Here is a 22,695-nt window from a genome sequence, read left to right as displayed (position 1 = left end):
TCATGCTTGGCTCCGCTAGAACCGGTCGACGCGATAGGGGCGAAGGTCGATCGGCGGTTTTTTGCCCGTGGCGAGATCGGCTATGAGGCGGGCCGTGGTGGCGGCATAGGTCAGACCGAGATGGCCATGGCCGGTGGCGTAGTAGACCCCGCCTGTCTTCGCTGATGGGCCGATGATCGGCACCGTATCGGGCAGCGCCGGCCGGTGGCCCATCCACTCGGTCGTTGTGTTTGCCTGCAGGTCGGGCAGCGCTTCCAATCCGCGCTTCACCAGCACCTTGGCGCGCCTGTAGTCGGGCGGCGCATCGAGACCGGCCATCTCCACCGTGCCGCCGACCCGGATGCCGCCGGCCGTTGGCGTCACCATGAAGGCGCGCGCGGGCCAGATGATGGAGTGCCGCATGGAGATCCCGGGTGCCATGATCTGCGTGTGGTAGCCGCGTTCGGTTTCGAGCGGAATATGTTCGGCCAGAAGCCTGGACAGACGTCCGGTATGGGCACCGGCGCACAGCACAGCCGACGGGATCGCAATGCGGCGCCCGTCTTTGAGGCGGATGGCTTCCAGCTTGTCACCCGAACGGTCGAAGCCGGCAACCTCGCCGGTTTCCATTCGGCCGCCGAGTGCAAGAAAACGCTCAGCCAGCGACACGACAAGTCTGTAGGGGTCGCGCACCGAGCGGTTTTGCGGAAACAGCACCGCGCGGCCGATCTTCGTCGTGATCGCCGGCTCAAGAGCGCGGAGCGCATTAGCGCCGAGCACCTCGTGCGGAAAGCCGAAACGTTCGAGGACCTCAATGTGTTCACGGTCGGCCTTGAACTCGGCCTCGTCGGTATAGAGGCTGAGGCAGCCTTCGTCCGTCAGCATATCGGAAAGCCCTGCCGCATCGAGCATCGGCAGGAGGTCGTCGTAGACCCGCTTGCACAGCGCGGCACCCGCCGCCTCGAGTTCGCGGACGCGCGACGGACGGCTGGCTTCGAGAAAGCGCAGGAACCATGGCGTGAGCCTCGGCAGATAGGAGGGCCGCACTCGCACCGGCCCCTCGAGGTCGAGAAGCCATTTGGGCATCTGAGCCCACACCGAAGGCCGCGACGCCGGCATGAATTCGGTGACGGCGATGCTCGCCATGTTGCCGAAGGATGCGCCGAGGCCGGGCTTGTCGCGGTCGATCAGCGTCACGTTCTTGCCGCGGCGCTGCAACTCGTAGGCAATAGCCACGCCGATGATGCCGGCGCCGACAACCGCGATTTGCTCTGTGCCCGCGCCAGACATCGTTTTACCCGATCACAGGTTCTATGGCCTTGCGGAAAGCGGATTTTTCCTCGTCCGTCAGCGCCAGCAGCGGCTTACGGCCCAGGCCGACAGGCGTGCCGGCCAGTTCGCAGCCATATTTGACCTTCTGGACGAACTTCCCCGTTTCGAGACTGGACATCGCGCCGTAGATGACCTGCATCATGTCGCGCGCGCCTAGCCAGTCGCCGCCTTCGATCGTGTTCACCAGATCGACGCAGGCCTTGGCCATGCAATTGGCTGGGCCGCAGATCCACGACGTCGCGCCCCAGAGATAGAAGTCGAGCGTCTGGTCGTCGGAGCCATTGGTCACCTGGTAGCGGCTGCCATAGCGCGAGCGGATGTCTATGGCGCGCAGCAGGTTGCCACTGGACTCCTTGATGCCGAGAATGCGCGGCTCGTCAACGAAGGCATCGAGCACGTCGAGCCCGACCTCGACTCCGACTTTCGGCGGGTAGTTGTAGACGACGATGTCAACGTCGACGGCGTCGAGGACGGAACGATAATGGCCGATCAGTTCGTTCGGAGCAGGCGTAGCATAGAACGGCGCCGACAGTAGAACCGTGTCGTAGCCGAGGTCTCGGGCGCGCCTGGTGTGCTCGATGACCTCCCAGGTCGATCCTGCATTTGTGCCGGCGATCAGCAGTTCGTCCTTGTTGGCGAAATCAGCCACGAATTTCAGTACGGACGCCCGTTCATCCGAAGTCATGGCGTTGTATTCGCCGGTCGAGCCGCACGGCACCCAACCCTTGACGCCATCATTGCGAAGCTTGTTCAGCAGCTTCTCGTACTGCTTGAAGTCGATCTTGCCGTCGTCGCCAAACGGGGTGACGAGTGCTGGCATTACACCTCTAAGTTTCATCATTGTCTCCTGGTAGGAAGCGCCTTTTCCGGACGCGTCAGATGGCGAGTTTGGTCAGAATGCGGCGCTCGATGAGCGTCACGGCGCGGGTCAGCGGGAAGGCGATGACGAAGTAGATCAGGGCGACTACAGTCAAAACCTCGACGGGATGCGCGGTATTGTTCGAAATGTTCTGGCCGACGAACATCAGGTCGGCCATGCCTACCGCCGAGACCAGCGCGCTTTCCTTGAAGAGGCTGATGCAGTTTGACAACAGGGTTGGGATGGCCCGCAGCACCGCTTGGGGCAGAACAACGCTGGTGATCTGGGTCCAGCGCGGCAGCCCCAGTGCCACGCAGGCGTCGATCTGCTCCTTGCCGACCGATTTCAGGGACGCGCGAAACGTCTCGCTCGTGATCGCGCCCATATAGAGCGAGAGCGCGATGACTCCTGAAACAAAGTTGGAGAGCTCAATGCCTAGCAGCAGCGGCAGGCAGAAGAAAATCCAGAACAGCTGGATGAGAACCGGCGTGCCACGAAAAAACTCGACATAGACGCTGGATACCGCGCGCAGCAGGCGGCTGGGGGATGTCCTGGACAGGCCGAGCAGAAAGCCCAGTGCACAGCCCAGAGCGACGCAAACCAGCGTCAGGTTGAGCGTCGTCCACAGGCCAAGCAAGAGCGCATATTCGAACCGCACCAGAACGTGAAAATCGAGGTTCATGGCCCGGCCCTCAGCTTGCCGTCGCTTCGCGTCGACGCTCGAGATAGCCGACGATCTGCGTGACCGGAAACGAGACGGCGAAATAGATCAGCGCCACGACGGTAAAAGTCTCGATCGGCCGATATGTTTCGGTCGCGAGCGTCTTGCCCTGATACATGAGGTCTTGAACCGCGACGATCGCCACCAGCGCGCTTTGCTGGAAAATGACGATGCCGTTGGTCAGCAGTACGGGCACCGATGCCCGGAATGCAGTTGGCAGCACGATGTAGAGGATGCGCTGCCAGGGATTGAGACCGAGCGCGATGCCGGCGTCAATCTGCTCGCGAGGAACTGCCTGGATCGAGGCTCTGTAAGCCTCGGCGTTGAACGCGGTCAGGTTAAAACCGAGGGCCAAAATTCCCATGGTCATCGAGCCGAGAAACACGTTGAACAGCATCGGCACGCAATAGAAAAACCAGACTATCTGAACGATTGCCGGCGTGCAGCGGAAGAATTCGACAAACAGTGTCGCTGGGAGCCGGATCACTGCCCAGCGGCTCATAATCAGCAAGGCAACCACGAAGCCGAGCGTCAGCCCGATGAGATTTGCAGCTATCGTCAGCTGGAGCGTCACAACCAACCCGTCGAAAAGGGGGGGCAGGTTGCGTGTGACAGCCTGCAGATCGAAGGAATAATTCACGGCCCCCTCCTACTGCCTGATGTGGAAAACGCGGTCGATGAAGTCCTTGGTGCGCTCTTCCTTGGGAGAGCCGAGTACTTGTTCGGGTGGACCGTCCTCGACGATGACGCCGCCGGCGCAGAAGAGCACGCGCGAAGCGATGTTCTTGGCGAACCACATGTCGTGGGTCACGATCATCATCGGCATGTTCTGCCTGGCGAGCTGCAGGATCACTTGTTCTACCTCGCCGACCAGTTCCGGGTCGAGCGCCGATGTCACTTCGTCAAACAGCATCAGCTTGGGGTCAAGCATCAGGGCTCGGGCGATGGCCACGCGCTGTTTCTGGCCACCGGAAAGCTGCGCTGGGTAGGCCGCGATCTTCGGCTCCAGGCCAAAACGCGTCAAAAGTGCGGTCGCTCGCTCCGTGGCCACAGCCTTGGTCTCACCGCGGACCTTGCAGGGTGCAAGAATGAGGTTTTGCAGAACGTTGAGGTGGGGAAACAGCGTATAGTGCTGAAATACCATACCGATCGATCGACGAACCTTGTGGTCGATTGCTGTCTTGTGCGCCGGCGCCGACGAGGTGATGTAAGACTTGCCGCCGAAGGTGATCGAGCCGCTGTCGATACGTTCCAATCCCATCAGCACGCGCAGTAATGTACTTTTTCCACCACCGCTCGGACCGATGACGACAAGGCGCTCGCCCGCCTTCATTTCGATATTCAGGCCTTTGAGGACCTGCAGATTCGGGCCATAGCCCTTGTGCAGGTCACTGACCCTCACGAGAGCCGCATTCTCGGTTTCAGGCATGGCAATATCCCATCGAGGTCGGACAAACCGGGGATCGTGGGGCTGCTCGTATTGCAAAGCAGCCCCGCGCATTGTCAGTTCCCGGCCTTCAGGACCTCATCGACGGCCTTGTGGATGAGCGCATCGACCTCACCCGTGGCGACTTTCTCCTCCAGGAAGATGTTGACGACTTCGACGTCGGAGAACGACAGATCGTGCGGCAAGCCGAACGCCACGCCTTGCTTGGCAAGGGCCGGCGTGGGGTTGTAGGCCACGGCCCAACTCGGATTGGACTGGGTGAACAGCTGGTTGGTATCGGAAGCGTCGACCAGGATGTCCGCGCGCTTCGAGGTAACAGCAAGACGGGTTTCATCATTGCCCGGCAGGCGCAGGATCTGCGCCTTCTTCACCGCGGCAGAAATGGCCTTGTCCTGGGCAGTTCCCGACATCACGGCTAGCGTGACATCTGGCTTGTCGATATCGGCGATCGAAGCGGGATTTGCAGGGATCTTGCTGTTGTCTTTGTTGTAGGCCAGCGAGATCTGGTACTCCATCGCCGGAATCGAGAAGTTCACCGCCATTGCCCTGGCCGGCGTGCGGTTTAGGGCCAGCGACATATCCCATTTGCCTGCCTGCAGCCCGGCGACGATGTTGTCCCAGGTGGTGTCGACGAATTCTGGCTTGACCTTCAGCGCGTCGGCGAATTCACGGCACAGGTCGGCAAAAAATCCGGAATATTCCCCGCTCGCCGGATCGCGCATGATGTAGGGAGGGGCGACCGCAGCGCCACATCGCAAGACGCCGGCCTGCTGCACCTTTTGCCAATAGCCTTCGGTAGCCTGGGCATGCGCGGCGCCTGTCGAAATACCAGTCATGAGTGCCAAGGCAGGCAGCGCCCGCAGTGCGGACGAGAGCATTTTCATGAGCATCGTTGTTCCCTTTGCGTAGAGCGCACGCGGTGCGCGGTTCCGGATGTCGGCTCGGGCCGATCTTGACTTTGCCTGTTGTCGTCATAGTGTCGACAGGATCAGATATGTCGACAGACAGTCGACAAAGTCAAGTGGAAAAAACAACGTGTCGACAACGCATGATCTTGCGAGTAGCGTCCAGGTTGCGAAAAAGGAGATTCCGTTGACCGCAGAAGTCGAAACGAAGCGTGCCAAGGGCGCCGGCTGGAAAGAGGTCTACGACACGCTGCGGACCGAAATCCTGTCGCTGACCATGGCCCCGGGTCACCTGCTCGATGAAACGACGCTGTCGGAGCGATTTGGTCTATCGCGCTCACCAGTGCGCGAAGCGCTGATCAGGCTCTCAGGCGAGGAATTGGTGGTCACGCTGCCCAACCGCAGCACGATAGTCGCGCCGATCGAGATCGCCACGTTCCCCAAATATGTCGAGGCCCTCGATATCGCTCAACGCATGAATACGCGGCTGGCCGCCGAACTGCGGACAGAGGCCGATCTGAAGGCAATTGCGCGGCGCCAGCGGGAATTCGAGGCCGCCGTGAAATCCGGCGATCATCTCGTCATGTCGGAAACCAACAAGCAATTCCACATGGCAATCGCTCGTGCCGGCCGCAATCCCTATTTGGCCTCGTTCTATGAGCGGCTTCTGGATCAGGGTCGGCGGATGCTCCACATGCATTTTGAGTTTCTGGAGAGAACCCATGAAGGCTATCTCCTCACCGATGAGCACCATCTGATGCTGGCGTCGATCAAAGCCAGGGATGTCGATCGCGCCGACAGCCTCGCGCATGCGCACACGCGCCAGTTCAGGGACAACTTCATCAACTTCATGAAGGAGAACTACACGACCGAAGTGTCTCTGGGGCACTACCGGGAAACGGCATAAAATCTCGCGGCGCCGCCACTGCGGATGACATGCGCCTCTGAACACCACATGGCGCATGCCAAGTACGCGCTGGTAGAAATCGATGGTCTCCGTCATATCCCTGACGGTGAGTACCACATGATCCAGGCCGGTTATCTTCATTAGTGCCACCTTTTGCTCCTAAAGCCGCGCACCTGCTTCGAATTCCGAGAAATGTCATGCATGCGCATTGCTTGAAACTGCCTTGCTTCCCTACGGCAGTCGAGAAACCATTATGCAATCCGACTTTGCGAAAATGGAAAGTCATGGCATTTTCTCCTCCATAAGGCACGGAACCTGTCGAACGTCATTTGCGCCGATGCCCGTGCATGGCTGGAGGAGCCAGTGCGGTGTGCAGCCAATTTGGTGGGTGAAATGTCACTGGATAAGACCAAATCCGAATAGACGCCGCAGCTAAGTGAGTCGCGCCCTCGTCGTCCTGGGCGTGGCCAGGAGAAGGCTGGTTTCGCTGCCGGTAATGCCGGGGATCAGCCTGATGCGGCGCAGCACCGCATCGAAATCGGTCAGCGAGGCGGTGCCGAGTTCGACCACAAGGTCCCAGCGGCCGTTGGTGGTGTGAACGGTGGAGACCTCGGGAAAGCCGCCGAGCGCCCTGATGACGCGATCCGCGGCATGGCCCTCGATCTCGATCATCATGACGCCGCGCATCCGCTGGTCAACCGCATCGGCGCGCAGCACTACCGTATAGCCGATGATCTCGCCCGATCTTTCGAGCCGCTCCATGCGCGCCCGCACCGTCGCGCGCGAGACGCCCAGATCGACCGCGAGATCGGAAATGCTGCGCCGCGCATCATGCCGCAGCAGCGTCACCAGCCGTTCGTCCAACGCATCCATGATTGTCCATTTCGATCAAGTCATATGCGCAATACGGTAGATTGCTCTTGCCGAAATGCCAATTCTTCCTGTTCAAACCGCCAGGCAGCGGTGGTTCAATTGTCCAATCAATCGCGAGGGCGGAAAGAAATCATGCGCTGCAGGATCGTTGGCGCGCCGGTACAGGACGGTGCGGGCAGGATGGGATGCGAGATGGGGCCGAGCGCGCTGCGCACGGCGGGGCTGGTCTCAGTGCTGGCCGATCTTGGCCATGAGGTCGAGGACTGGGGCGCGGTCGAGAAGGCCGTGGCCCGCCCGGTGACCCATGGTAACCTCGCGCTGAAGGCGCTGTCCGAGATTTCCGCCTGGACGGCGGCGATCGCCGAGACCGCCTATGCGGCTTCGCGCGACGCCATGCCGATCTTCCTTGGCGGCGACCACTCGATCTCCGCCGGCACCGTCTCCGGCGTGGCGCGCCGCGCCGCCGAGCGCCGCCGGCCGCTCTTCGTGCTGTGGCTCGACGCCCATCCCGATTTCCACACGCTCGACACCACCACCAGCGGCAATCTGCATGGCGTGCCACTCGCCTATGCGAGCGGGCAGGCGGGCTTCAAGGGCTATTTCCCGGATCTGCCTGAAGTCGTCGACCCGGCCCGCATCTGCGCCATCGGCCTGCGCAGCGTCGATCCGGCCGAGCGCCGCGCGATCACTGAAGCCGGCGTCACCGTGCACGACATGCGCGCCATCGACGAGTACGGCATCGCGCCGCTGCTGCGCGCCTTCCTGGCCCGCGTCGAGAATGAGAACGGCCTCCTGCATCTCAGCCTCGATGTCGATTTCCTCGACCCTTCGATCGCGCCGGCCGTCGGCACCACCGTTCCCGGCGGCGCCACTTTCCGCGAGGCGCATCTGGTGATGGAGATGCTGTCCGACAGCGGCCTGGTCTCCAGCCTCGACCTGGTCGAATTGAACCCGTTCCTCGACGAGCGCGGCCGCACCGCGACCCTGATGGTCGACCTCACCGCCAGCCTGATGGGCCGCCGCATTATGGACCGCCCGACCCGCAGCCATTCCGGGAGCCTCTGACCATGAGCCAGCCTTCGCGCCTTGCTATCGTCCCTTTCGTCAGCGTCGACCGCATGATGAAGCTGGTGCACGCCATCGGCGTCGAGCGCTTCCTCACCGAGCTCGCCGCCTATATCGAGGAGGATTTCCGCCGCTGGGAGCTGTTCGACAAGACGCCGCGCATCGCCTCGCACAGCCATGACGGCGTCATCGAGCTGATGCCGACCAGCGACGGCCGGCTCTACGGCTTCAAATATGTCAACGGCCATCCGAAGAACATGCGCGAGGGCCGCCAGACGGTCACCGCCTTCGGCGTGCTCGCCGATGTCGGCTCCGGATATCCGATGCTGCTCACTGAAATGACGATCCTGACGGCGCTGCGCACCGCGGCCACCTCTGCCCTCGCGGCCAAATATCTGGCGCCTAAGGGATCGCGCGTCATGGCCATCATCGGCAACGGTGCCCAGTCCGAATTCCAAGCCATCGCCTTCAAGGCGCTCACCGGCATCGACCGGCTGCGGCTTTACGACATCGACCGCCGGGCTTCGGAAAAATGCGCCCGCAACCTGGCCGGCAAGGGTTTCGACATCATCATCTGTTCGACCGGCCAGGATGCGGTGGAAGGCGTCGACATCATCACCACGGTGACGGCCGACAAGCAGTACGCCACCATTCTCACCGACAACATGGTCGGCACCGGCGTCCACATCAACGCGGTCGGCGGCGACTGCCCCGGCAAGACCGAATTGCATCGCGACATCCTGCTGCGCTCCGACATCTTCGTCGAGTTCCCGCCGCAGACGCGCGTCGAGGGCGAGATCCAACAGCTCGACGCCGACCATCCGGTGACCGAGCTGTGGCAGGTGATGACCGGCCAGGCTGAGGGCCGCAAGGCGCCCGAACAGATCACGCTGTTCGATTCCGTCGGCTTCGCCACCGAGGATTTTTCGGCGCTGCGCTATGTCCGCGACCAGCTCCAGGCGACCGGCCTCTACGAGGAGCTCGACCTGCTCGCCGACCCCGACGAGCCGCGCGACCTGTTCGGCATGCTGGAGAGGGCGGCAATGCAGCCGGCGGGTTGAGGGGGGCCTCCAGGGGCAGCAGCGAATTCCGCTGCCTTATGCGCGAAGTTCGGCGGCTGGAACTATTATTGCGTGATAGCGACTGACCGGAAGCGAGAGCGGATGGTCGCTGGTTCGGGAGACCACTGCCGTGAGGTGTGAACCAAGCGTAAAATGACTCAAATTCGCCCCGATTGGCCCAAGGCAAGGGCCAAAGCCGCGTCGGCTTGGCGTGTCCGAACTCCCCACCACCGACGCCGCGCTAGGCAATGGCGTATTCATTGGCCTCGAAAACATGGTGATGGACGCGGCCGGTGAACATCTTGAGAAGTTCGCTGGTCAGGTCGCGGCTCTGAAATCTCACGCTGGACTGAAGCGCCTTGTTACAAGTATCCATGTCGGGATAGCGGATGGCGAGCGCCATGGCATAGCCCGGCGCGCCGTCGTCACGAGCCGTGCCGTCCAGCACGCGCACTTCCTCGGCGCCCGGAAACTGCGTCCACAGGGGCACCAACCGCTCCCTGACGAAATGTCGGAACTCACTCTCGCGTCCGGCGTGGATCTCACCTTCAAAGAGTGCGTAGCGGATGATCATCGCGATGGTTCCTGATTTGCTTGCATTTGCACACCAAAGCCTTTGCGAGCGGATGCCGGCGGGAAGGCTTGCGGGCGCATCGCCTGAAGCGCCCGCGTTGACGATGCTATTTGCCCCAGATTTTCTTGTACTCGTCGCGGTAGCCGTTACCGGGATCAAACGAATTGTTGGGGCCGCCGTCGAACTCGACATTGTCGGCCGTCACCACATGCAGCGGCGACAGATAGCCGGACCATTTTTCGCCGGCCATGGCGCGGTTCAGTTCGTCGACCAACTGCCAGCCCTGCAGGTTGAGCGGCTCGGCCACCGTCACCTTCTGAAACTGGCCGGCGCGGATGCGCTGATAGGCTGATTCCGAGCCGTCGCCGGCGGCGACATTGATCGGCGCATCGGTGCCGGCCTTGCCGGCAGCCGCGAGCGAAGGACCCATGAAATCGAAATAGAGGTCGTTGATGGCCAACGAATGCGTCCAGGCATCGCCGTATTTCTGCAGCAGTGAGGTCGTCAGCTGTGGCATGCGCTGCGAAGTCTCGGCGATCGGCGTGTCGACATATTCGAGCACCTTACCGCCAAGCCGCTCGATCTCGGCCTTCATCTTGTCGGCCTTGGCGATGGCAATCGCATAGGTCGAGTCGGTGAAGATGACGACGCCGGGCTTGCCCTTGGCGTCGGCATAGGCCCAGTCGGCGGCGGCGGTGGAGACCTGCATGGCGTCGGTCGACACGTTGGCGAAGACGCCGGCTTTTTCGTCAGGTCCGATCACCGGGCCGGCATGCCAGGACACCAGCGGAATGCCGGCGGCCTTGGCCTGCTCCAGTGCCGGCGCCTGCTCGACGGCGTCGAAACCGTTGATGACAATGCCGTTGGGCTTCAGCGCCATCGCCTGGCCGAAAGCGGCGGTGCGGCCGCCAATCGAGCCGGCGCCGTCGATGACCTTGACCTCCCAGCCGATCGCTTTGGCGGCTTCCTCAACACCGGTGGTGACGCCGAGAATGCCGCCGTTTTTGAGGTCGCCGGCCAAAATGACGATGGTCTTGCCGGGCTGCGCCTTCGGCCCAGTGGTCGGACCGTCCCAGGCCGTGACCTTCTGGGCATACTTCTGCACCACCGCCATGGCATCAGCCATCGCGTCCGCCCTCGCCTGACCGGAGAACAGAACCGGAGTGGCAATGGCCATCGCCATCCAGGCGACGGAAGCGTTTAAAAATGTCCTGCGTTGCATGTTGGTACCTCCCTTAGCTTTCAAGAATTTGCGTGCGATTTGGAACGTTGCGGTGGAACGTCGGCGCCCCCTCACCGACTGATATCTCCGGCAACCGGGCCAACCCCGGCCGGATGGGCGTCGACGTAGATGGCGTAGAGCGATGTCTGCGCAGTGATGTAGAGGCGGTTGCGCTTGGGGCCGCCGAAACAGAGATTGGAGACCAGTTCAGGAACCAGCACCCGGCCGATCAGTGTCCCGTCCGGCGCGTAAACCCGCACCGAGTCGGCGCTGGACGACCAGATGTTTCCGTCGCGATCGACGCGGAACCCATCGAACATGCCGGCTCGACATTCTGCAAAAATGTCACTTGCCCGAACCGAGCGGCCGTTGTCAGCGAGTCCATACGCGTGGATGGCGCGCGGCAGGCCCGGCACATGGCTGGCGCCGGTGTCCGAGACATAGAGTATCTTCTCGTCGGGTGAGAAGGCGAGACCGTTCGGCTGCACCCTATCGGTGATGACAGTGGTCAGTTCGCCCGCGGCCTCGTCAAACCGGTAGACGTGAGAGCCACCGATCTCTGGATTGGCGATCTTGCCCTCATAGTGGCTGTCGATGCCGTAGACGGGGTCGGTGAACCAGATCGTTCCGTCGGATTTGACCACCACATCGTTGGGCGAATTGAACCGCTTGCCATCGACGCTTTCGATCAGGGCCTGCCAGCGGCCGTCATGCTCGAGCCGGGAGACCCGGCGCCCGCGATGCTCGCAGCCGACGACGCGGCCTTCGCGATCAAGTGTGTGGCCGTTCTGGTTGTTGCATGGCGTCTCGAAGACACTGACGGAGCCGTCGGTTTCGTCGTAGCGCAGCAGCCGGTCGTTGGGGACGTCAGACCACAGCAAATGCTTTGCCGATGGCACATAGACAGGACCTTCTGCCCAGCGGCTGCCGGTCCACAACCGTTCGAGCTTGGCATGGCCGATGATCAGCTTGCCGAAACGGTCGTCCAGAATCTCGTAGTCGCTCATACTGTCGTTCCGAATAGGTTCCGGCACCGGGAGTGCGGCCGCGGGCCGATTACTCCGCGGGTGGCTGGGCGTTCCTGATCCTGACGTGCTGGGCGGCACCGCGCTTACGTTGGGCGTAGCCGGCGATGCCGATGGCGACGAGCAGTGTCACCCCGTTGAACAGCGGCTCGACGAAAAAGGAGCCGCCAAACTGCTGGATGCCGGAAATGCCGACGGCCAGGATGATGACGCCGGTCATCGTGCCCCAGACATTGACGCGCCCAGGCTTGATGGTGGTCGAGCCGAGAAAGGCGCCGACAAGCGCCGGCAGCAGATATTCCAAACCAACGCTCGCTTGGCCGATGCGCAGTTTGGAGGCAAGCAGCACGCCGGTCAGCGCCGTCAGGAAACCCGAGGAGACGAAGGCGCCGATGACGAAGCGGCGCACAGGAATGCCATTCAGCGCCGCAGCCTTTGGATTGGCGCCGATGGCGTAAACGTAACGGCCGATCGGCAGGTATTCGAGGATGATCCACAGCGCGACGGCGATGGCCAAGACATAGAGGCCGGTGATTGGCAGCCCGAACACCATGGTGCCGTTAAGCGCATAAAAACCGTTGGGCAAAACGCCAACGACTTGCCTGCCGCCCGTGTGCCAGAGCGCCAGTGCATAGAGCACGGTGCCGGTGCCGAGCGTGGCGATGAAGGAATCGATGCGGGCGACTTCGACCAGCAGGCCGTTGAGGAAGCCGGTCGCGGCTCCGAGCAGCAACACAATCAGCACCGCTAGCGGCCATGGGAAGCCGAACATTGTCTGCAGGCTGATGGCGAGGATGTGCCACAAGACGATGCCATAGCCGACTGTCAGGTCGATGCGACCCGACGCCATCGGTATCATCGCAGCCAGTGACAACAGCGCAATGATCGCCTTGTCGGAAATGATCGAACGCAGATTGAGCAGCGTCGGAAAGGTGTTCGGCAGCAGGATCGAGAACAGCAGGATCAACAGCACGGTCAAGATCACCAGCCCGTAGACAGGCAAAAGCCGGGCGATCTTCTGCCTCATGGATAGGCTGGCCATCTCACCGCGGGTCGGCTCAAGCGCGCTGGATTCGATCGATTGCATGGGCTTTGCTCCCAAAAAAATCAGGCGGCTTCGGAAGCCGATGCCGCAGTGATCACGGCGGACGTGGTGAGGTCTTTTCCAGTCAGTTCGCGCACGATGCGGCCGCGCGAAAACACTAGGGCACGATGGCAGATATGAGCGATCTCCTCGAAGTCGGTCGACACGACGACGACCGCCAGGCCGGCTTCGAGCGCGTGCCCGATCAGCCGGTAGATCTCGGCCTTGGCGCCGACATCGACGCCGGCTGTCGGGTCCTCGGCGATCAGCAAGGTACGGCCGGTGTGCAGCCAGCGCCCAACCACAACTTTCTGCTGATTGCCACCGGACAATGCCTCGATCGGCAGGTTCGGATCATTGGGGCGCAAGCCCACCGAGGCGCCGATGGCTTGCGCAAGGGCTGCCTCTTTGTGGGGCGCCAAGAACGAGAACAGGCCACGCATCCCGGCGCCTGGATTAAGAAAGCTGTTTTCTCGGATCGACAGCGAGGCTGCGATCGATTCCTCAGTGCGGTCGCGCGCGATTAGCCCGACGCCGGACGCCATCGCGGCGATCGGGCTCGACAGATCCGGCGTGGCGCCGCGGATGGTCACCGTGCCGGCAAATGGCTGGCAGCCGAACAAAGCACGACCGACCAGTTCCTGCCCGGCCCCGCGCAGCCCGACCAGGCCAAGCAGCTCGCCCTTGCGCACCTCGAATGACACCGGGCCGGCGCCGACGCAAACCAGGTCGCGGACGGCACAGATGGTCTCACCGGCCTCGGTCTCTACCTTGGAGAAAACCTGGCTTACCGGACGGCCGACGATCATCTCGACCAGTTCTTCCGGCCTGGTGTCGGCGACCTGCTTCTGCCCGATCAGCCTGCCGTCACGCAGGACCGCTACCCTGTCGGCGATGCGGAAGATTTCATCAAGCCGGTGTGAGACATAGATCATGCCGACGCCGCGCTGCTTGAGCGGGCGTATCGCGTCGAACAGACGCTCGACCTCGTCGGCCGGGAGGCTGGCGGTCGGTTCGTCGAGCACGAGCACATCGGCCTCGGTGGCTAGCGCGCGGGCAATGGCGACCAGTGATTTTTCGGTCCGGGTCAGATCCTGGACGCGCGTCGTCGGATCGAAGTCGCAACCGACCAGCTTCAGCGCTTCACGTGCCCGCTCCTCGGTGGCGCGCCAATCGATGAGGCCGGAGCGCAGTGAAAACCCTTGGGCGAGGCCGACGTTCTCGCCGACCGTCATCCATTCGATCAGGCCGAGATCCTGATGGATGAAGGCCACGGGCTGGCGCTGGTTGGGACGTGGCGGGTGATGGTGATAGGGCTCGCCACAAAACAGTATCTGGCCGCCATCAGGCCGGTAGATCCCGGCAAGCGTCTTGATCAGCGTCGACTTACCGGCGCCGTTCTCGCCGAGCAGCGCCAGGATCTCGCCCTTGCCGACATCGAGTGTCACGTCGGAGAGAGCGCGGGTGCCGCCAAACTCCTTCGTAATCGACTTGAACTCGATCAGTTTTTCGTGGGCCACAATCGCGTTCCTTCCGAGATCGCCAAATTATGTTATCGATAACATTTCAGGGCGTCAAGCATCAAATTCGGAGCGATCGATCAGGCGGACTTACCGTCGAGCAGGCGCATCATCTCCGCCGAGTCCTTCGGCCCCAAACCGGCAGCGCAAAGGAGGCGGTGGATCTCGACGACCTGCCCGGTCATCGGCAGCGGCGTCCTGGTCTTCAGCGCGAAGGATTGCAGAGAATCCAGATCCTTCAGCATGTTGTCGATGCGGCCGGTCGGCGAATAGTCGCGTGCGGCGAACTTCGTCATGAATTCCTGCATGATGCTGGAATCGGCGCGCCCGCCCTTGAGCGCCGCCGGGATCGTCCGGGGATCGACACCGCCGGCCTCGGCAAGCTTGACCGCTTCGGCAACCGCCTGGAACAGAACCGCGCAAAACAGCTGGTTGATGAGCTTTGTCGTCTGCCCTGCCCCGCTTGGACCCATCAACGTGTAATTGGCGCAAAGATGTTGCATCACGGCGCGGGCGCGTTCGAAGTCGGCCCGCTCTCCGCCGGCCATCACCGTCAGCCGGCCGGCCAATGCGCCGGGAACGCCGCCCGACAGCGGGCAGTCGAGCCATTTCATGCCCGTCTCGGCCGCCAGTTTTTTTGCCATCCGCGCGGTGTCGGCAGGATCAATTGATGACATGTCAATCAGCAGCTTTTCGGACGACGCTGTGGCAGCGGCACCGCCTTCGCCGAACACCACCGCGCGCACGATGTCGGCATGGTTGAGGCTGAGGATGACGAAGTCATTGGCCCGCGTCGCCTCGGCAACCGACACCGCCGATGCCGCACCTTTGGCTGTCAGCGCCGCGACCTTGGCCTTGTCGAGATCGAACACCGTCACCTCTTGCTTTGTCTCGATCAGCCTTGTGGCGATCGCCGATCCCATGATGCCGGCGCCGATGACGGCGACTTTCGTTGCTTGGATCATCTCAACGTGCCTCTCTCTTCAACTTGGCGGCCGGAACGATGCCGAGGGCGCTAAGCCCATTCAGCGCCGCATCTGCGATACTGTCCACCGGAGCGTCGATGTCGACGGTGACCACCAGCGGCTCGCCGGCAGGACTCTCCAGTGCGGCGAACTGGCTGTCGAGCAACGCCGGAGGAAAGAAATGGCCGCGGCGTTCCGCCAATCTCGCCTGGAGCACCGCGCGCGTCCCTTCGAGATGCACGAAGAACACCGGTCCGTTTGCCGCCTGACGCAACCGGTCGCGGTACGATGTCTTCAGCGCCGAACAACTGATGACAAGCCCACGGCCCTGTTGGCGCGCCAGACATAAGGCCGCGCCGACCAGATCGAGCCACGGCAAGCGATCCTCGTCGGTCAGCGCCATGCCCGCAGACATTTTTTCGACATTGCCGTACGGATGCAACGTGTCGCCTTCGACAAAGGCAAGGCCAAACCGCGCGGCGATCTCGATGCCGACGCTGGTCTTGCCGCATCCGCTCACACCCATCACGACGATGAGTGCAGGCTCAAAGGCAGGTGGTGATGCCGCCGTCGACATAAAGCGTGTGTCCATTGACAAAAGAAGAGGCCGGGCTAGCCAGGAACACCGCGGCACCAACCAGTTCGCCGACGTCGCCCCAGCGTCCTGCCGGCGTGCGGTTGGTCAGCCAGGCCGAAAATTCGGGATTGTCGACCAGCGCCTTGTTGAGCGGAGTCTTGAAATAGCCCGGAGCAATGGAGTTGACCTGCAGCCCGTGCTTGGCCCAATCGGCGCACATGCCGCGCGTCAGGTTGCGCACCGCGCCCTTTGTGGCGGTGTAGGGCGCAATGTTGGTGCGCGCCAGTTCGCTTTGCACCGAAGCGATGTTGATGATCTTGCCGCGCTTACGTGGGATCATGTGCCGCGCCACCGCCTGCCCGACGAAGAAAACGCTGGAGATGTTGGTCCGCAACAGCTCCTCCCATTTGTCGGCGGGAAAGTCCTCGAGCGGCGTGCGGAATTGCATGCCGGCATTGTTGATCAAGATGTCGATGGCGCCGATGCCAGCCTCGATTTCGGCGACGCCGTTCGCTACAGCCGCATGATCTGTGACGTCGAAGATAGCGCTATGGGTTTTGAAGCCTCTCATTGTCAGCGCATCCGCCGCCGCCTCAATTTTGCTGGCGGTGCGGCCGTTGAGCACGATCTCAGCGCCGTGCTCAGCCAGCCCTTCCGCCAGGGCCAGGCCGATGCCCTGCCCCGACCCGGTGATCAGCGCCCGCATGCCGGTCAAGTCGAACAATGAACTGCCCATAGGCCCTCCCGCGAGATGTCCTGAAGCAGACGCGATTTGCGTTGCGCTTCGCCAATGCCTATTGACATGGATGTTATCGATAACATAGTCAATGGGAAAAAATGAACTGGGAGCAGAGAGCGCCATGACCGACATTTTGATGACTGGCCCCTATCCGGAATGGGACATGGAGGACCTCGAGCGCACCTATCGCGTTCACAAGCTTTGGCAGGTCCAGGACAAGGACGCGCTGATCGCCAGCCATGCCGGCACCATCCGCGCCATCGCCACCCGGGGCGAGCTTGGCGCCAGCGCCGCGCTGATGGCGAAGCTGCCGAAGCTCGAGATTGTTTCCTGCTACGGCGTCGGCACCGACGCCATCGATCTAGCCTACGCCAGGGCCAACGGTATTCGCGTCACCAACACGCCTGATGTGCTGACCGAGGACGTGGCCGACATCGGCATCGGTCTGCTGCTTGCCGTCGCGCGAAAAATCCCGCAGGCCGACGCCTATGTGCGCGATGGAAGCTGGCGCAAGGGGAATATGGGGCTGGTCACGCGTGTCTGCGGAAAAAGGCTGGGCATTGTGGGCATGGGCCGTGTCGGCGCGGCAGTGGCCAAACGCGCCGCGGCCTTCGACTGCGAGATCGCCTATTTCGATGTGCGCAAGCGCGAGGACCTGCCTTACGACTTCTGCGGCGATCTGGTCGAGCTGGCGCGAACGAGCGAATTCCTGATCGTCACGCTGGCTGGCGGCGACAGCACAAAGCACATCATCAATGCTGCGGTATTGGCCGCACTCGGACCGGACGGCATCGTGATCAACATTTCGCGCGGCAGCACGGTCGACGAGACGGCACTGCTGACGGCGTTGGAATCGGGAACGATCAAAAGTGCCGGGCTGGACGTGTTCTGGAACGAGCCGACGATCGACGAGCGATTCCTGAGGATTTCCAACGTCGTACTTCAACCGCACCACGCCAGTGGTACGGTAGAGACCCGCAAGGCGATGGGGCAGCTGGTTCGCGATAATCTTGCCGCCCATTTCGGCGCAAAATCCTTGCTGACACCGGTCGTCTGAGAAAGGATCGCCCCCATGAAGTCGATCGTCATCCACGCGGCAAAGGATTTGAGGATTGAAGAGACCGATCCGGGGACTCTCGGCACGGGGCAAGTCGAGATATCAGTCGAAGCTGGCGGCATCTGCGGCTCGGATCTGCACTATTACAACCACGGCGGCTTCGGCGCGATCCGCCTGCGCGAACCGATGATCCTCGGCCACGAGGTCGCCGGCACGGTCAGGGCGCTGGGCAGCGGCGTCTCCTCTCTCGCCATCGGCGACCGCGTCGCAATCTCACCAAGCCGGCCGTGCAATGCCTGCCGCTACTGCCTGCAAGGCATGCAGAACCAGTGCCTCAACATGCGTTTTTACGGCAGCGCCATGCCGATGCCGCACATCCAGGGCGCCTTCCGTCAGCGCCTCGTCGCCGAGGCGTGGCAGTGCCACAAGGTCGCCGACGACGTTTCCATCAACGAAGCCGCCTTCGCCGAGCCTTTCGCTGTCACGCTGCATGCGGTGAACCGCGCCGGATCGCTGCTCGACAAGCGAGTGCTTGTCACCGGTAGCGGTCCGATCGGCGCGCTTTGCATCCTCGCCGCAAGAGCCCACGGCGCGCGTGAGATCGTTGCGACCGATGTCATGGACGGCGTGCTGGCCAAGGCTTTGGAGATCGGCGCCGACCGCACTATCAATGTCGCTGCCGAGGGCGACAAGCTCGCCGCCTACAATGTCGACAAAGGGAGCTTCGATGTGATGTTCGAAGCCTCCGGTAATGAGCGCGCCTTGCGGGGCGGGCTCGACGTCCTGAAGCCGCGCGGCGTGCTGGTGCAGCTCGGCCTTGGCGGCGACCTGTCGATCCCGCAAAACCTCATCGTCGCCAAGGAGATCGAGATGCGCGGCAGCTTCCGTATTCACGACGAGTTCGCACTTGCCGTCGACTTGATCAACCGGCGCCGCGTCGACGTCAAACCGCTGCTGACCGGGGTCTATCCGATCGATGAGGCGATCGCCGCTTTCGAGGTCGCCGGCGACCGCAACAAGTCGATGAAGGTGCAAATCGCCTTCTGAAAGTCCGCTGAACGCGCGGTTGCGCGCAACTCAAACAACGTCGGCACCAATCGCAGCCAACGCGGCGCGAGCCACGTCGAAATCGTGTTCGCCGGTTCCCGAACCAACTCCGATGCCACCGGCCAGACGGCCGTCGAAGCGGATTGGCAGGCCGCCAGGTAGATTGGTCACGCTACCTTGCGAAGCGATCCCGGCACAAAGCGCCGCATCGGGCGCCATGCCGCCTGTAGCAGCGTTGACCGACGCCACCGTGCGCGCCTTTGCTTGTGCCGTGCGCAGGCTGAGAAACCGGGCACCGTCCATGCGCAGACTGGCCAATGTCTCGCCGCTCGCATCGACGATCACAAGACATTGCGGTACGCCAATGGCGGTCGCGCGTGCCGAGCCGGCCGCGACCGCCTTCAACGCTCCGGCATGCGTGAGGCTGATGGTTTCGCGAAACATGGCCATTGAACCGCCCTTCTTCCTCATGTCGGGGGGCTCAGGTACTTTCGCGCTCAACCACGCGATAGGCTGTCAGAACGATTTCCTGGTCTCGCTTTTTCTCGTCACCACGGATGATCTGGATTAGCCTGCGGGCAGCCTGCCGGCCGATGCCGTAGCAGTCCACATTCACGGTGGTGATGCCGGGGTGGCAAAAGGCGGCGACCTCATAGTCGCCAAAGCCAGCAATGGCGATGTCTTTCGGCACCTGCAGGCCACGGCGCTTGCATTCCATTAGCGCGCCGAAGGCCGACAGGTCCGAGACGCAAAGCACCGCCTCGGTGTCGGGCCAGCGCTCAAGCATGCTGACGAGCGCCTGGCCTCCCTGCTCGATGGAAATCGGCGGCACGCCGAAGGACACGAGGCGGCCGGGCGGCAGACCCAGCTCCTCTATGGCCCTGACAAAGCCTTCGCGCCGTTGGCTGCCTCGCGTATCGCGTGAGGTTGTGCCGCCGATATAGCCGAACTTCCGGTACCCCTTCCTGGCCAGCGTCTTGACGAGCAGGCCCATCGCCTCCTCGTTGGAAAAGCCGACGACCTGGTCGATGGGCCTGACCGGCAACTCCCAGGTTTCGACCACCGGGATGCCAACGCTTGCCAGCAGGCGGCGTGCCCGTTCCGTGTGGGCGCCGCCGGTCAGAATTATGCCTTCCGGCCGCCGGCGCAGCATCGCTTCGATCAGCCTCTCTTCCTTCTCTATCGTGTAGTCCGTGTAGCCGAGCAAGAGCTGAAGTCCCGTGCTCTCCAATTCATCGGTAATGCCGCGCGCTGTGTCGGCAAAGTTCGAATTGTTGATGGAGGGCACGATCGCCGCAACGAAGCCGGTCTTGCGCGACGACAGCGTGCCGGCCGACTGATCGAGCACGTAGCCGAGGTCGTTGACCGCGGCCATGATCTTCTCGCGCGTCGTCTTCGAAACACGGCTGCCCTCCTTCAGGGCACGCGAGACGGTCATCGCCGATACTCCCGCGCGCTCCGCCACGTCGGCCATTGTCGGCGCGTGGCTCTCGACGGATTTCGAAGAAACAGCCTTGGCCATCAGATCGTCCCATCGATAGGTAGTACTGGTCCGCGCGCTGCCACAGGCACGAGTGCAGCGCGCCAACGCAGCAGCTTGATCTGACGTCCACCCCAGTTCATGCCCCCCCCCTTGATAATCGGACTGCCGCCCGCATGTTATCGATATCACGCCGCCTTGGCAACACGCGTCGGCGGGCGACTGCGCTTCGATTTGTCGCTGAAAGAGAGATCGGCAAATGGGTTCTTCTGCTCGGGGAATCCCAAGTGGCGAAAATAATCGCCGTAGAGTGATCACAGGTTGCCCATGTTGCGGTTGCCAGTCGAGGCTGAGCGATCGCTGGGACCCTCGTCCGACGCCACCCGGTCGAGCCAGTATTTATGAACCTTCAGCGCGTCCTCGCGCGTGATCTTGCTCATCGGCTTGTCCTCGACCAATTCGATGAACACATCGACGCTCATCTGCCGCTTGGCCTTCCAGCGCTTGCGCTGATCCGGGCTCTCGGTGCGAAGCTCATCGCGAACGATCTAGGAAAAATAGACCTTGAGCGCTTCGGATATCTTTTCATCAGGTCGTTCGACCATGCCTGCGACAGCGCCCACCACAGGCGATTTCGCCGGCTCAGATATCGTGTTTTCGAAGCGCTGTAGAATGGTCTCCAACGGTTCGGCGGTGAGAATCTCGGCGAGCGACCGATAAACGAATCCCAGCGACTCGATGCGCTTGATGGCTTGGTCGTATCGGACGCGCGCCGCCTGTGGATTTTCACCCAGCATCAACGATGCCCACAGAGCATTGTCGGCTGCCTCGTTGAGATCTCGGGCGGTACGCGCCTTTTTTCGGTCAGTGGTGCCGAGGGCGCGCCGAACGAATGCACCGCGCCGGTCGAGGTCGCCGACCTCCTTGGGCACGCGGCGATAGTAGTGGAAATGAACGCCCCTCAATTGCAGGAAGCGGTCAGGATGTTGCTCTTCACGACGTCGTCCCACGGTACCAATCCGCTTTTTGTATCACAATAGGTAACACAATACGTAACACAAAACGGCAAAACGCCGCAATGGCAGAGCCTTGCTTTGCGAATTTCTGCTGCGAAGTCAGATACTTACGAGGGAAATCCGATGGTACCGTTGGCTGGGATCGAACCAGCGACCTCCGGATCCACAATCCGGCGCTCTAACCATCTGAGCTACAACGGCACGTCTTAACGTTAGTAGCAGGATCGAGGTGGAAGGTTCATTCTCCGCGATCCGCTCTGTCGTTCGGCGATGCGTCCTTACGGGCTTATGAATTCTAATTCAAGGCTTTTGCAAAGCAAAGGCCACTTCCCCACAGCGGTGCACCCATATCGCCGGGCAAAGAAAAAGGCCGGCGGGAGGAGGTGCCGGCCTTTTCCTGTTACGAGCCAGCGGGAGGAGGTGCTGGCTGGTCACCCCGGAGGTGGAGGGAGGAGGTTCCACCCGCCGGGTATTCAATTGACCGTCACTATCTCACATCTATTTGTCCGACAAAATGCGACCTTTTGCTGCATCCGCGGACGATGCGCATTTATTAGGCGGCCTTGATTTCCTTGATCGCCTTTTCGAAGGCGGTCTTGATCGGCTTCGAGACATCCTCGGCCGCCTTGGAGGCAACAGCCTGGAAGTCCTTGGCCTGCTCGACGCTCAGTTCGACGCGCTTGCGCAGGAAGGCGGTCTGCAGTTCGACAACTTCCGACAGCGACTTGGCACCGATCAGGGCTTCGAGATGCGAGAAGCCGGCCTCGGCGTTGGCGCGCAGCGCCGTGATGGTCTTGAGCGACAGATCGCTGGAAACAGCCTTGGCTGTTTCGTAGGTCGACTCCAGGGCCTTCTGGGTCTCCTCGGCACCAGTCTTGAGCTTGGCGTAGGCCTCCTTCGACTGCTCAACGCCCTTTTCGGCGAAAGCGCGCATCTGGTCGGTGGCCTTGGAAGCGTCGAAGCTCGGGAATTCAACGTTTTCGATCGTCTCGGCAGTCTTGGTCCTGGACATTTTCCATCCTTTTCAGCGGCAGCGGCTTTGACAGAAAGCCGTCTCGTTCATGTATGATGGCAATATAAAGGCAAATTTTGTGCATTGCAATATCTTTGTTGCAGTGCACAAAAAAATGTTTTTGGCCGTTAACCAAACGGCCAAAATTCAGCCTTTGCACGTTCTGGCTTGTGGACCTTCGTGGCTGCGGCTTTTATTAACAAAGCGTTAACTGCAAATTCGCCGCTC

25 protein-coding genes, 1 tRNA gene and 1 pseudogene are annotated in these 22,695 nt (G+C 61.8%); 5 read left to right on the top strand and 22 right to left on the bottom strand.

Annotation, left to right across the window (positions count from 1 at the left end):
* Window positions 1–15 precede the first annotated feature (15 nt).
* From LB536_RS23320 to LB536_RS23295, 6 genes are all read right to left on the bottom strand, one after another.
* Complete coding sequence (locus LB536_RS23320; protein ID WP_224596722.1) at window positions 16–1,269, bottom strand: NAD(P)/FAD-dependent oxidoreductase; 1,254 nt, start codon at window positions 1,267–1,269, stop codon at window positions 16–18.
* A 4-nt stretch (window positions 1,270–1,273) separates the two neighbouring features.
* On the bottom strand, window positions 1,274–2,149 hold the full coding sequence (locus LB536_RS23315) for a dihydrodipicolinate synthase family protein (protein ID WP_140764382.1): 876 nt from the start codon (window positions 2,147–2,149) through the stop codon (window positions 1,274–1,276).
* Between the two features lie 37 nt (window positions 2,150–2,186).
* Window positions 2,187–2,852 (bottom strand): amino acid ABC transporter permease, encoded by a 666-nt coding sequence (locus tag LB536_RS23310; RefSeq protein ID WP_224596719.1) that lies wholly within the window; start codon window positions 2,850–2,852, stop codon window positions 2,187–2,189.
* A 10-nt stretch (window positions 2,853–2,862) separates the two neighbouring features.
* A complete protein-coding gene (locus LB536_RS23305) occupies window positions 2,863–3,531 on the bottom strand; it encodes an amino acid ABC transporter permease (RefSeq protein WP_224596716.1) in 669 nt (222 codons plus the stop codon).
* A gap of 9 nt (window positions 3,532–3,540) precedes the next feature.
* A complete protein-coding gene (locus LB536_RS23300) occupies window positions 3,541–4,320 on the bottom strand; it encodes an amino acid ABC transporter ATP-binding protein (RefSeq protein WP_224596763.1) in 780 nt (259 codons plus the stop codon).
* Window positions 4,321–4,394: 74 nt separating this feature from the next.
* A complete protein-coding gene (locus LB536_RS23295) occupies window positions 4,395–5,228 on the bottom strand; it encodes a substrate-binding periplasmic protein (RefSeq protein ID WP_140764373.1) in 834 nt (277 codons plus the stop codon).
* Window positions 5,229–5,430: 202 nt separating this feature from the next.
* Here LB536_RS23295 and LB536_RS23290 point away from each other — a divergent pair, with 202 nt between their 5' ends.
* A complete protein-coding gene (locus LB536_RS23290; RefSeq protein WP_181183058.1) occupies window positions 5,431–6,150 on the top strand; it encodes a GntR family transcriptional regulator in 720 nt (239 codons plus the stop codon).
* A 60-nt stretch (window positions 6,151–6,210) separates the two neighbouring features.
* Here LB536_RS23290 and LB536_RS31360 read toward each other — a convergent pair.
* Together LB536_RS31360 and LB536_RS23280 are read right to left on the bottom strand one after the other, a co-directional pair.
* Window positions 6,211–6,291: pseudogene (locus tag LB536_RS31360) on the bottom strand (VOC family protein); the annotation flags it as partial.
* Between the two features lie 291 nt (window positions 6,292–6,582).
* Window positions 6,583–7,023 carry an Lrp/AsnC family transcriptional regulator gene (locus LB536_RS23280; RefSeq protein ID WP_140765945.1) on the bottom strand — a complete coding sequence of 147 codons (441 nt, stop codon included), beginning with the start codon at window positions 7,021–7,023 and terminating at the stop codon, window positions 6,583–6,585.
* 132 nt (window positions 7,024–7,155) lie between these two features.
* On the opposite strand from LB536_RS23280, the gene rocF reads away from it, so the two are divergent.
* Window positions 7,156–8,088, top strand: coding sequence for an arginase (gene rocF, locus LB536_RS23275; RefSeq protein WP_224596714.1), 933 nt, complete (start codon window positions 7,156–7,158; stop codon window positions 8,086–8,088).
* A 2-nt stretch (window positions 8,089–8,090) separates the two neighbouring features.
* On the top strand, window positions 8,091–9,149 hold the full coding sequence (locus LB536_RS23270) for an ornithine cyclodeaminase (protein WP_224596709.1): 1,059 nt from the start codon (window positions 8,091–8,093) through the stop codon (window positions 9,147–9,149).
* 241 nt (window positions 9,150–9,390) lie between these two features.
* On the opposite strand, the gene LB536_RS23265 is transcribed toward LB536_RS23270, so the two are convergent.
* The 8 genes from LB536_RS23265 to LB536_RS23230 all read right to left on the bottom strand — a co-directional run bounded on the left by LB536_RS23265 (window position 9,391) and on the right by LB536_RS23230 (window position 16,852).
* Window positions 9,391–9,723, bottom strand: coding sequence for a hypothetical protein (locus LB536_RS23265; RefSeq protein WP_140758965.1), 333 nt, complete (start codon window positions 9,721–9,723; stop codon window positions 9,391–9,393).
* A gap of 106 nt (window positions 9,724–9,829) precedes the next feature.
* Window positions 9,830–10,945, bottom strand: a complete 1,116-nt coding sequence (locus LB536_RS23260) for a substrate-binding domain-containing protein (protein WP_224596706.1) — start codon at window positions 10,943–10,945, stop codon at window positions 9,830–9,832.
* Between the two features lie 71 nt (window positions 10,946–11,016).
* Entirely contained in the window at window positions 11,017–11,952 is a 936-nt protein-coding gene (locus tag LB536_RS23255) for an SMP-30/gluconolactonase/LRE family protein (protein ID WP_224596704.1), read from the bottom strand.
* Window positions 11,953–12,001: 49 nt separating this feature from the next.
* Window positions 12,002–13,057, bottom strand: coding sequence for an ABC transporter permease (locus LB536_RS23250; RefSeq protein WP_140758962.1), 1,056 nt, complete (start codon window positions 13,055–13,057; stop codon window positions 12,002–12,004).
* 20 nt (window positions 13,058–13,077) lie between these two features.
* Window positions 13,078–14,574, bottom strand: a complete 1,497-nt coding sequence (locus LB536_RS23245) for a sugar ABC transporter ATP-binding protein (protein WP_140758961.1) — start codon at window positions 14,572–14,574, stop codon at window positions 13,078–13,080.
* 80 nt (window positions 14,575–14,654) lie between these two features.
* Complete coding sequence (locus LB536_RS23240; RefSeq protein ID WP_224596700.1) at window positions 14,655–15,539, bottom strand: NAD(P)-dependent oxidoreductase; 885 nt, start codon at window positions 15,537–15,539, stop codon at window positions 14,655–14,657.
* 1 nt (window position 15,540) lies between these two features.
* Window positions 15,541–16,116, bottom strand: a complete 576-nt coding sequence (locus LB536_RS23235; protein WP_224596698.1) for a gluconokinase — start codon at window positions 16,114–16,116, stop codon at window positions 15,541–15,543.
* A complete protein-coding gene (locus tag LB536_RS23230) occupies window positions 16,085–16,852 on the bottom strand; it encodes an SDR family oxidoreductase (RefSeq protein ID WP_140758973.1) in 768 nt (255 codons plus the stop codon). The genes LB536_RS23235 and LB536_RS23230 overlap by 32 nt, the downstream gene beginning before the upstream one ends.
* Window positions 16,853–16,976: 124 nt before the next feature.
* On the opposite strand from LB536_RS23230, the gene LB536_RS23225 reads away from it, so the two are divergent.
* Together LB536_RS23225 and LB536_RS23220 are read left to right on the top strand one after the other, a co-directional pair.
* Complete coding sequence (locus LB536_RS23225) at window positions 16,977–17,912, top strand: 2-hydroxyacid dehydrogenase (protein WP_224596696.1); 936 nt, start codon at window positions 16,977–16,979, stop codon at window positions 17,910–17,912.
* Between the two features lie 15 nt (window positions 17,913–17,927).
* The gene (locus LB536_RS23220; protein WP_224596694.1) at window positions 17,928–18,959 is read left to right on the top strand and encodes an L-idonate 5-dehydrogenase; all 1,032 of its coding nucleotides are present in this window, start codon (window positions 17,928–17,930) and stop codon (window positions 18,957–18,959) included.
* Window positions 18,960–18,989: 30 nt separating this feature from the next.
* Here the strand turns inward: LB536_RS23220 and LB536_RS23215 are convergent, their stop codons facing one another.
* The 6 genes from LB536_RS23215 to LB536_RS23190 all read right to left on the bottom strand — a co-directional run bounded on the left by LB536_RS23215 (window position 18,990) and on the right by LB536_RS23190 (window position 22,467).
* On the bottom strand, window positions 18,990–19,409 hold the full coding sequence (locus LB536_RS23215) for a GlcG/HbpS family heme-binding protein (protein ID WP_224596693.1): 420 nt from the start codon (window positions 19,407–19,409) through the stop codon (window positions 18,990–18,992).
* A 31-nt stretch (window positions 19,410–19,440) separates the two neighbouring features.
* Window positions 19,441–20,481 carry a LacI family DNA-binding transcriptional regulator gene (locus LB536_RS23210; RefSeq protein WP_140812953.1) on the bottom strand — a complete coding sequence of 347 codons (1,041 nt, stop codon included), beginning with the start codon at window positions 20,479–20,481 and terminating at the stop codon, window positions 19,441–19,443.
* A gap of 272 nt (window positions 20,482–20,753) precedes the next feature.
* Complete coding sequence (locus LB536_RS23205; protein ID WP_224596692.1) at window positions 20,754–20,921, bottom strand: hypothetical protein; 168 nt, start codon at window positions 20,919–20,921, stop codon at window positions 20,754–20,756.
* A gap of 66 nt (window positions 20,922–20,987) precedes the next feature.
* Window positions 20,988–21,449, bottom strand: coding sequence for a DUF6538 domain-containing protein (locus LB536_RS23200; protein WP_224596691.1), 462 nt, complete (start codon window positions 21,447–21,449; stop codon window positions 20,988–20,990).
* A 130-nt stretch (window positions 21,450–21,579) separates the two neighbouring features.
* Window positions 21,580–21,656, bottom strand: a tRNA-His gene (locus tag LB536_RS23195).
* Window positions 21,657–22,008: 352 nt separating this feature from the next.
* Window positions 22,009–22,467 carry a phasin gene (locus LB536_RS23190; protein WP_140758954.1) on the bottom strand — a complete coding sequence of 153 codons (459 nt, stop codon included), beginning with the start codon at window positions 22,465–22,467 and terminating at the stop codon, window positions 22,009–22,011.
* Window positions 22,468–22,695 lie beyond the last annotated feature (228 nt).

It is taken from the genome of Mesorhizobium sp. ES1-3, from assembly GCF_020164795.1.
Classification (GTDB): Bacteria; Pseudomonadota; Alphaproteobacteria; order Rhizobiales; family Rhizobiaceae; genus Mesorhizobium.
Note: the sequence above shows the minus strand (reverse complement) of the source record. Positions and strands in the feature narration are given on the sequence as shown.

Excerpts from the sequence above, each read along its gene's own strand:
- rocF (WP_224596714.1), top strand. The coding sequence starts at position 7,156 with ATGCGCTGCAGGATCGTTGGCGCGCCGGTACAGGACGGTGCGGGCAGG.
- LB536_RS23310 (WP_224596719.1), bottom strand. The coding sequence starts at position 2,852 with ATGAACCTCGATTTTCACGTTCTGGTGCGGTTCGAATATGCGCTCTTG.
- LB536_RS23315 (WP_140764382.1), bottom strand. The coding sequence starts at position 2,149 with ATGAAACTTAGAGGTGTAATGCCAGCACTCGTCACCCCGTTTGGCGAC.
- LB536_RS23280 (WP_140765945.1), bottom strand. The coding sequence starts at position 7,023 with ATGGATGCGTTGGACGAACGGCTGGTGACGCTGCTGCGGCATGATGCG.
- LB536_RS23250 (WP_140758962.1), bottom strand. The coding sequence starts at position 13,057 with ATGCAATCGATCGAATCCAGCGCGCTTGAGCCGACCCGCGGTGAGATG.
- LB536_RS23235 (WP_224596698.1), bottom strand. The coding sequence starts at position 16,116 with ATGTCGACGGCGGCATCACCACCTGCCTTTGAGCCTGCACTCATCGTC.
- LB536_RS23215 (WP_224596693.1), bottom strand. The coding sequence starts at position 19,409 with ATGGCCATGTTTCGCGAAACCATCAGCCTCACGCATGCCGGAGCGTTG.
- LB536_RS23220 (WP_224596694.1), top strand. The coding sequence starts at position 17,928 with ATGAAGTCGATCGTCATCCACGCGGCAAAGGATTTGAGGATTGAAGAG.
- LB536_RS23190 (WP_140758954.1), bottom strand. The coding sequence starts at position 22,467 with ATGTCCAGGACCAAGACTGCCGAGACGATCGAAAACGTTGAATTCCCG.
- LB536_RS23230 (WP_140758973.1), bottom strand. The coding sequence starts at position 16,852 with ATGGGCAGTTCATTGTTCGACTTGACCGGCATGCGGGCGCTGATCACC.
- LB536_RS23265 (WP_140758965.1), bottom strand. The coding sequence starts at position 9,723 with ATGATCATCCGCTACGCACTCTTTGAAGGTGAGATCCACGCCGGACGC.
- LB536_RS23210 (WP_140812953.1), bottom strand. The coding sequence starts at position 20,481 with ATGGCCAAGGCTGTTTCTTCGAAATCCGTCGAGAGCCACGCGCCGACA.
- LB536_RS23205 (WP_224596692.1), bottom strand. The coding sequence starts at position 20,921 with ATGAGCGTCGATGTGTTCATCGAATTGGTCGAGGACAAGCCGATGAGC.
- LB536_RS23225 (WP_224596696.1), top strand. The coding sequence starts at position 16,977 with ATGACCGACATTTTGATGACTGGCCCCTATCCGGAATGGGACATGGAG.
- LB536_RS23270 (WP_224596709.1), top strand. The coding sequence starts at position 8,091 with ATGAGCCAGCCTTCGCGCCTTGCTATCGTCCCTTTCGTCAGCGTCGAC.
- LB536_RS23320 (WP_224596722.1), bottom strand. The coding sequence starts at position 1,269 with ATGTCTGGCGCGGGCACAGAGCAAATCGCGGTTGTCGGCGCCGGCATC.
- LB536_RS23240 (WP_224596700.1), bottom strand. The coding sequence starts at position 15,539 with ATGATCCAAGCAACGAAAGTCGCCGTCATCGGCGCCGGCATCATGGGA.
- LB536_RS23295 (WP_140764373.1), bottom strand. The coding sequence starts at position 5,228 with ATGCTCATGAAAATGCTCTCGTCCGCACTGCGGGCGCTGCCTGCCTTG.
- LB536_RS23300 (WP_224596763.1), bottom strand. The coding sequence starts at position 4,320 with ATGCCTGAAACCGAGAATGCGGCTCTCGTGAGGGTCAGTGACCTGCAC.
- LB536_RS23260 (WP_224596706.1), bottom strand. The coding sequence starts at position 10,945 with ATGCAACGCAGGACATTTTTAAACGCTTCCGTCGCCTGGATGGCGATG.
- LB536_RS23255 (WP_224596704.1), bottom strand. The coding sequence starts at position 11,952 with ATGAGCGACTACGAGATTCTGGACGACCGTTTCGGCAAGCTGATCATC.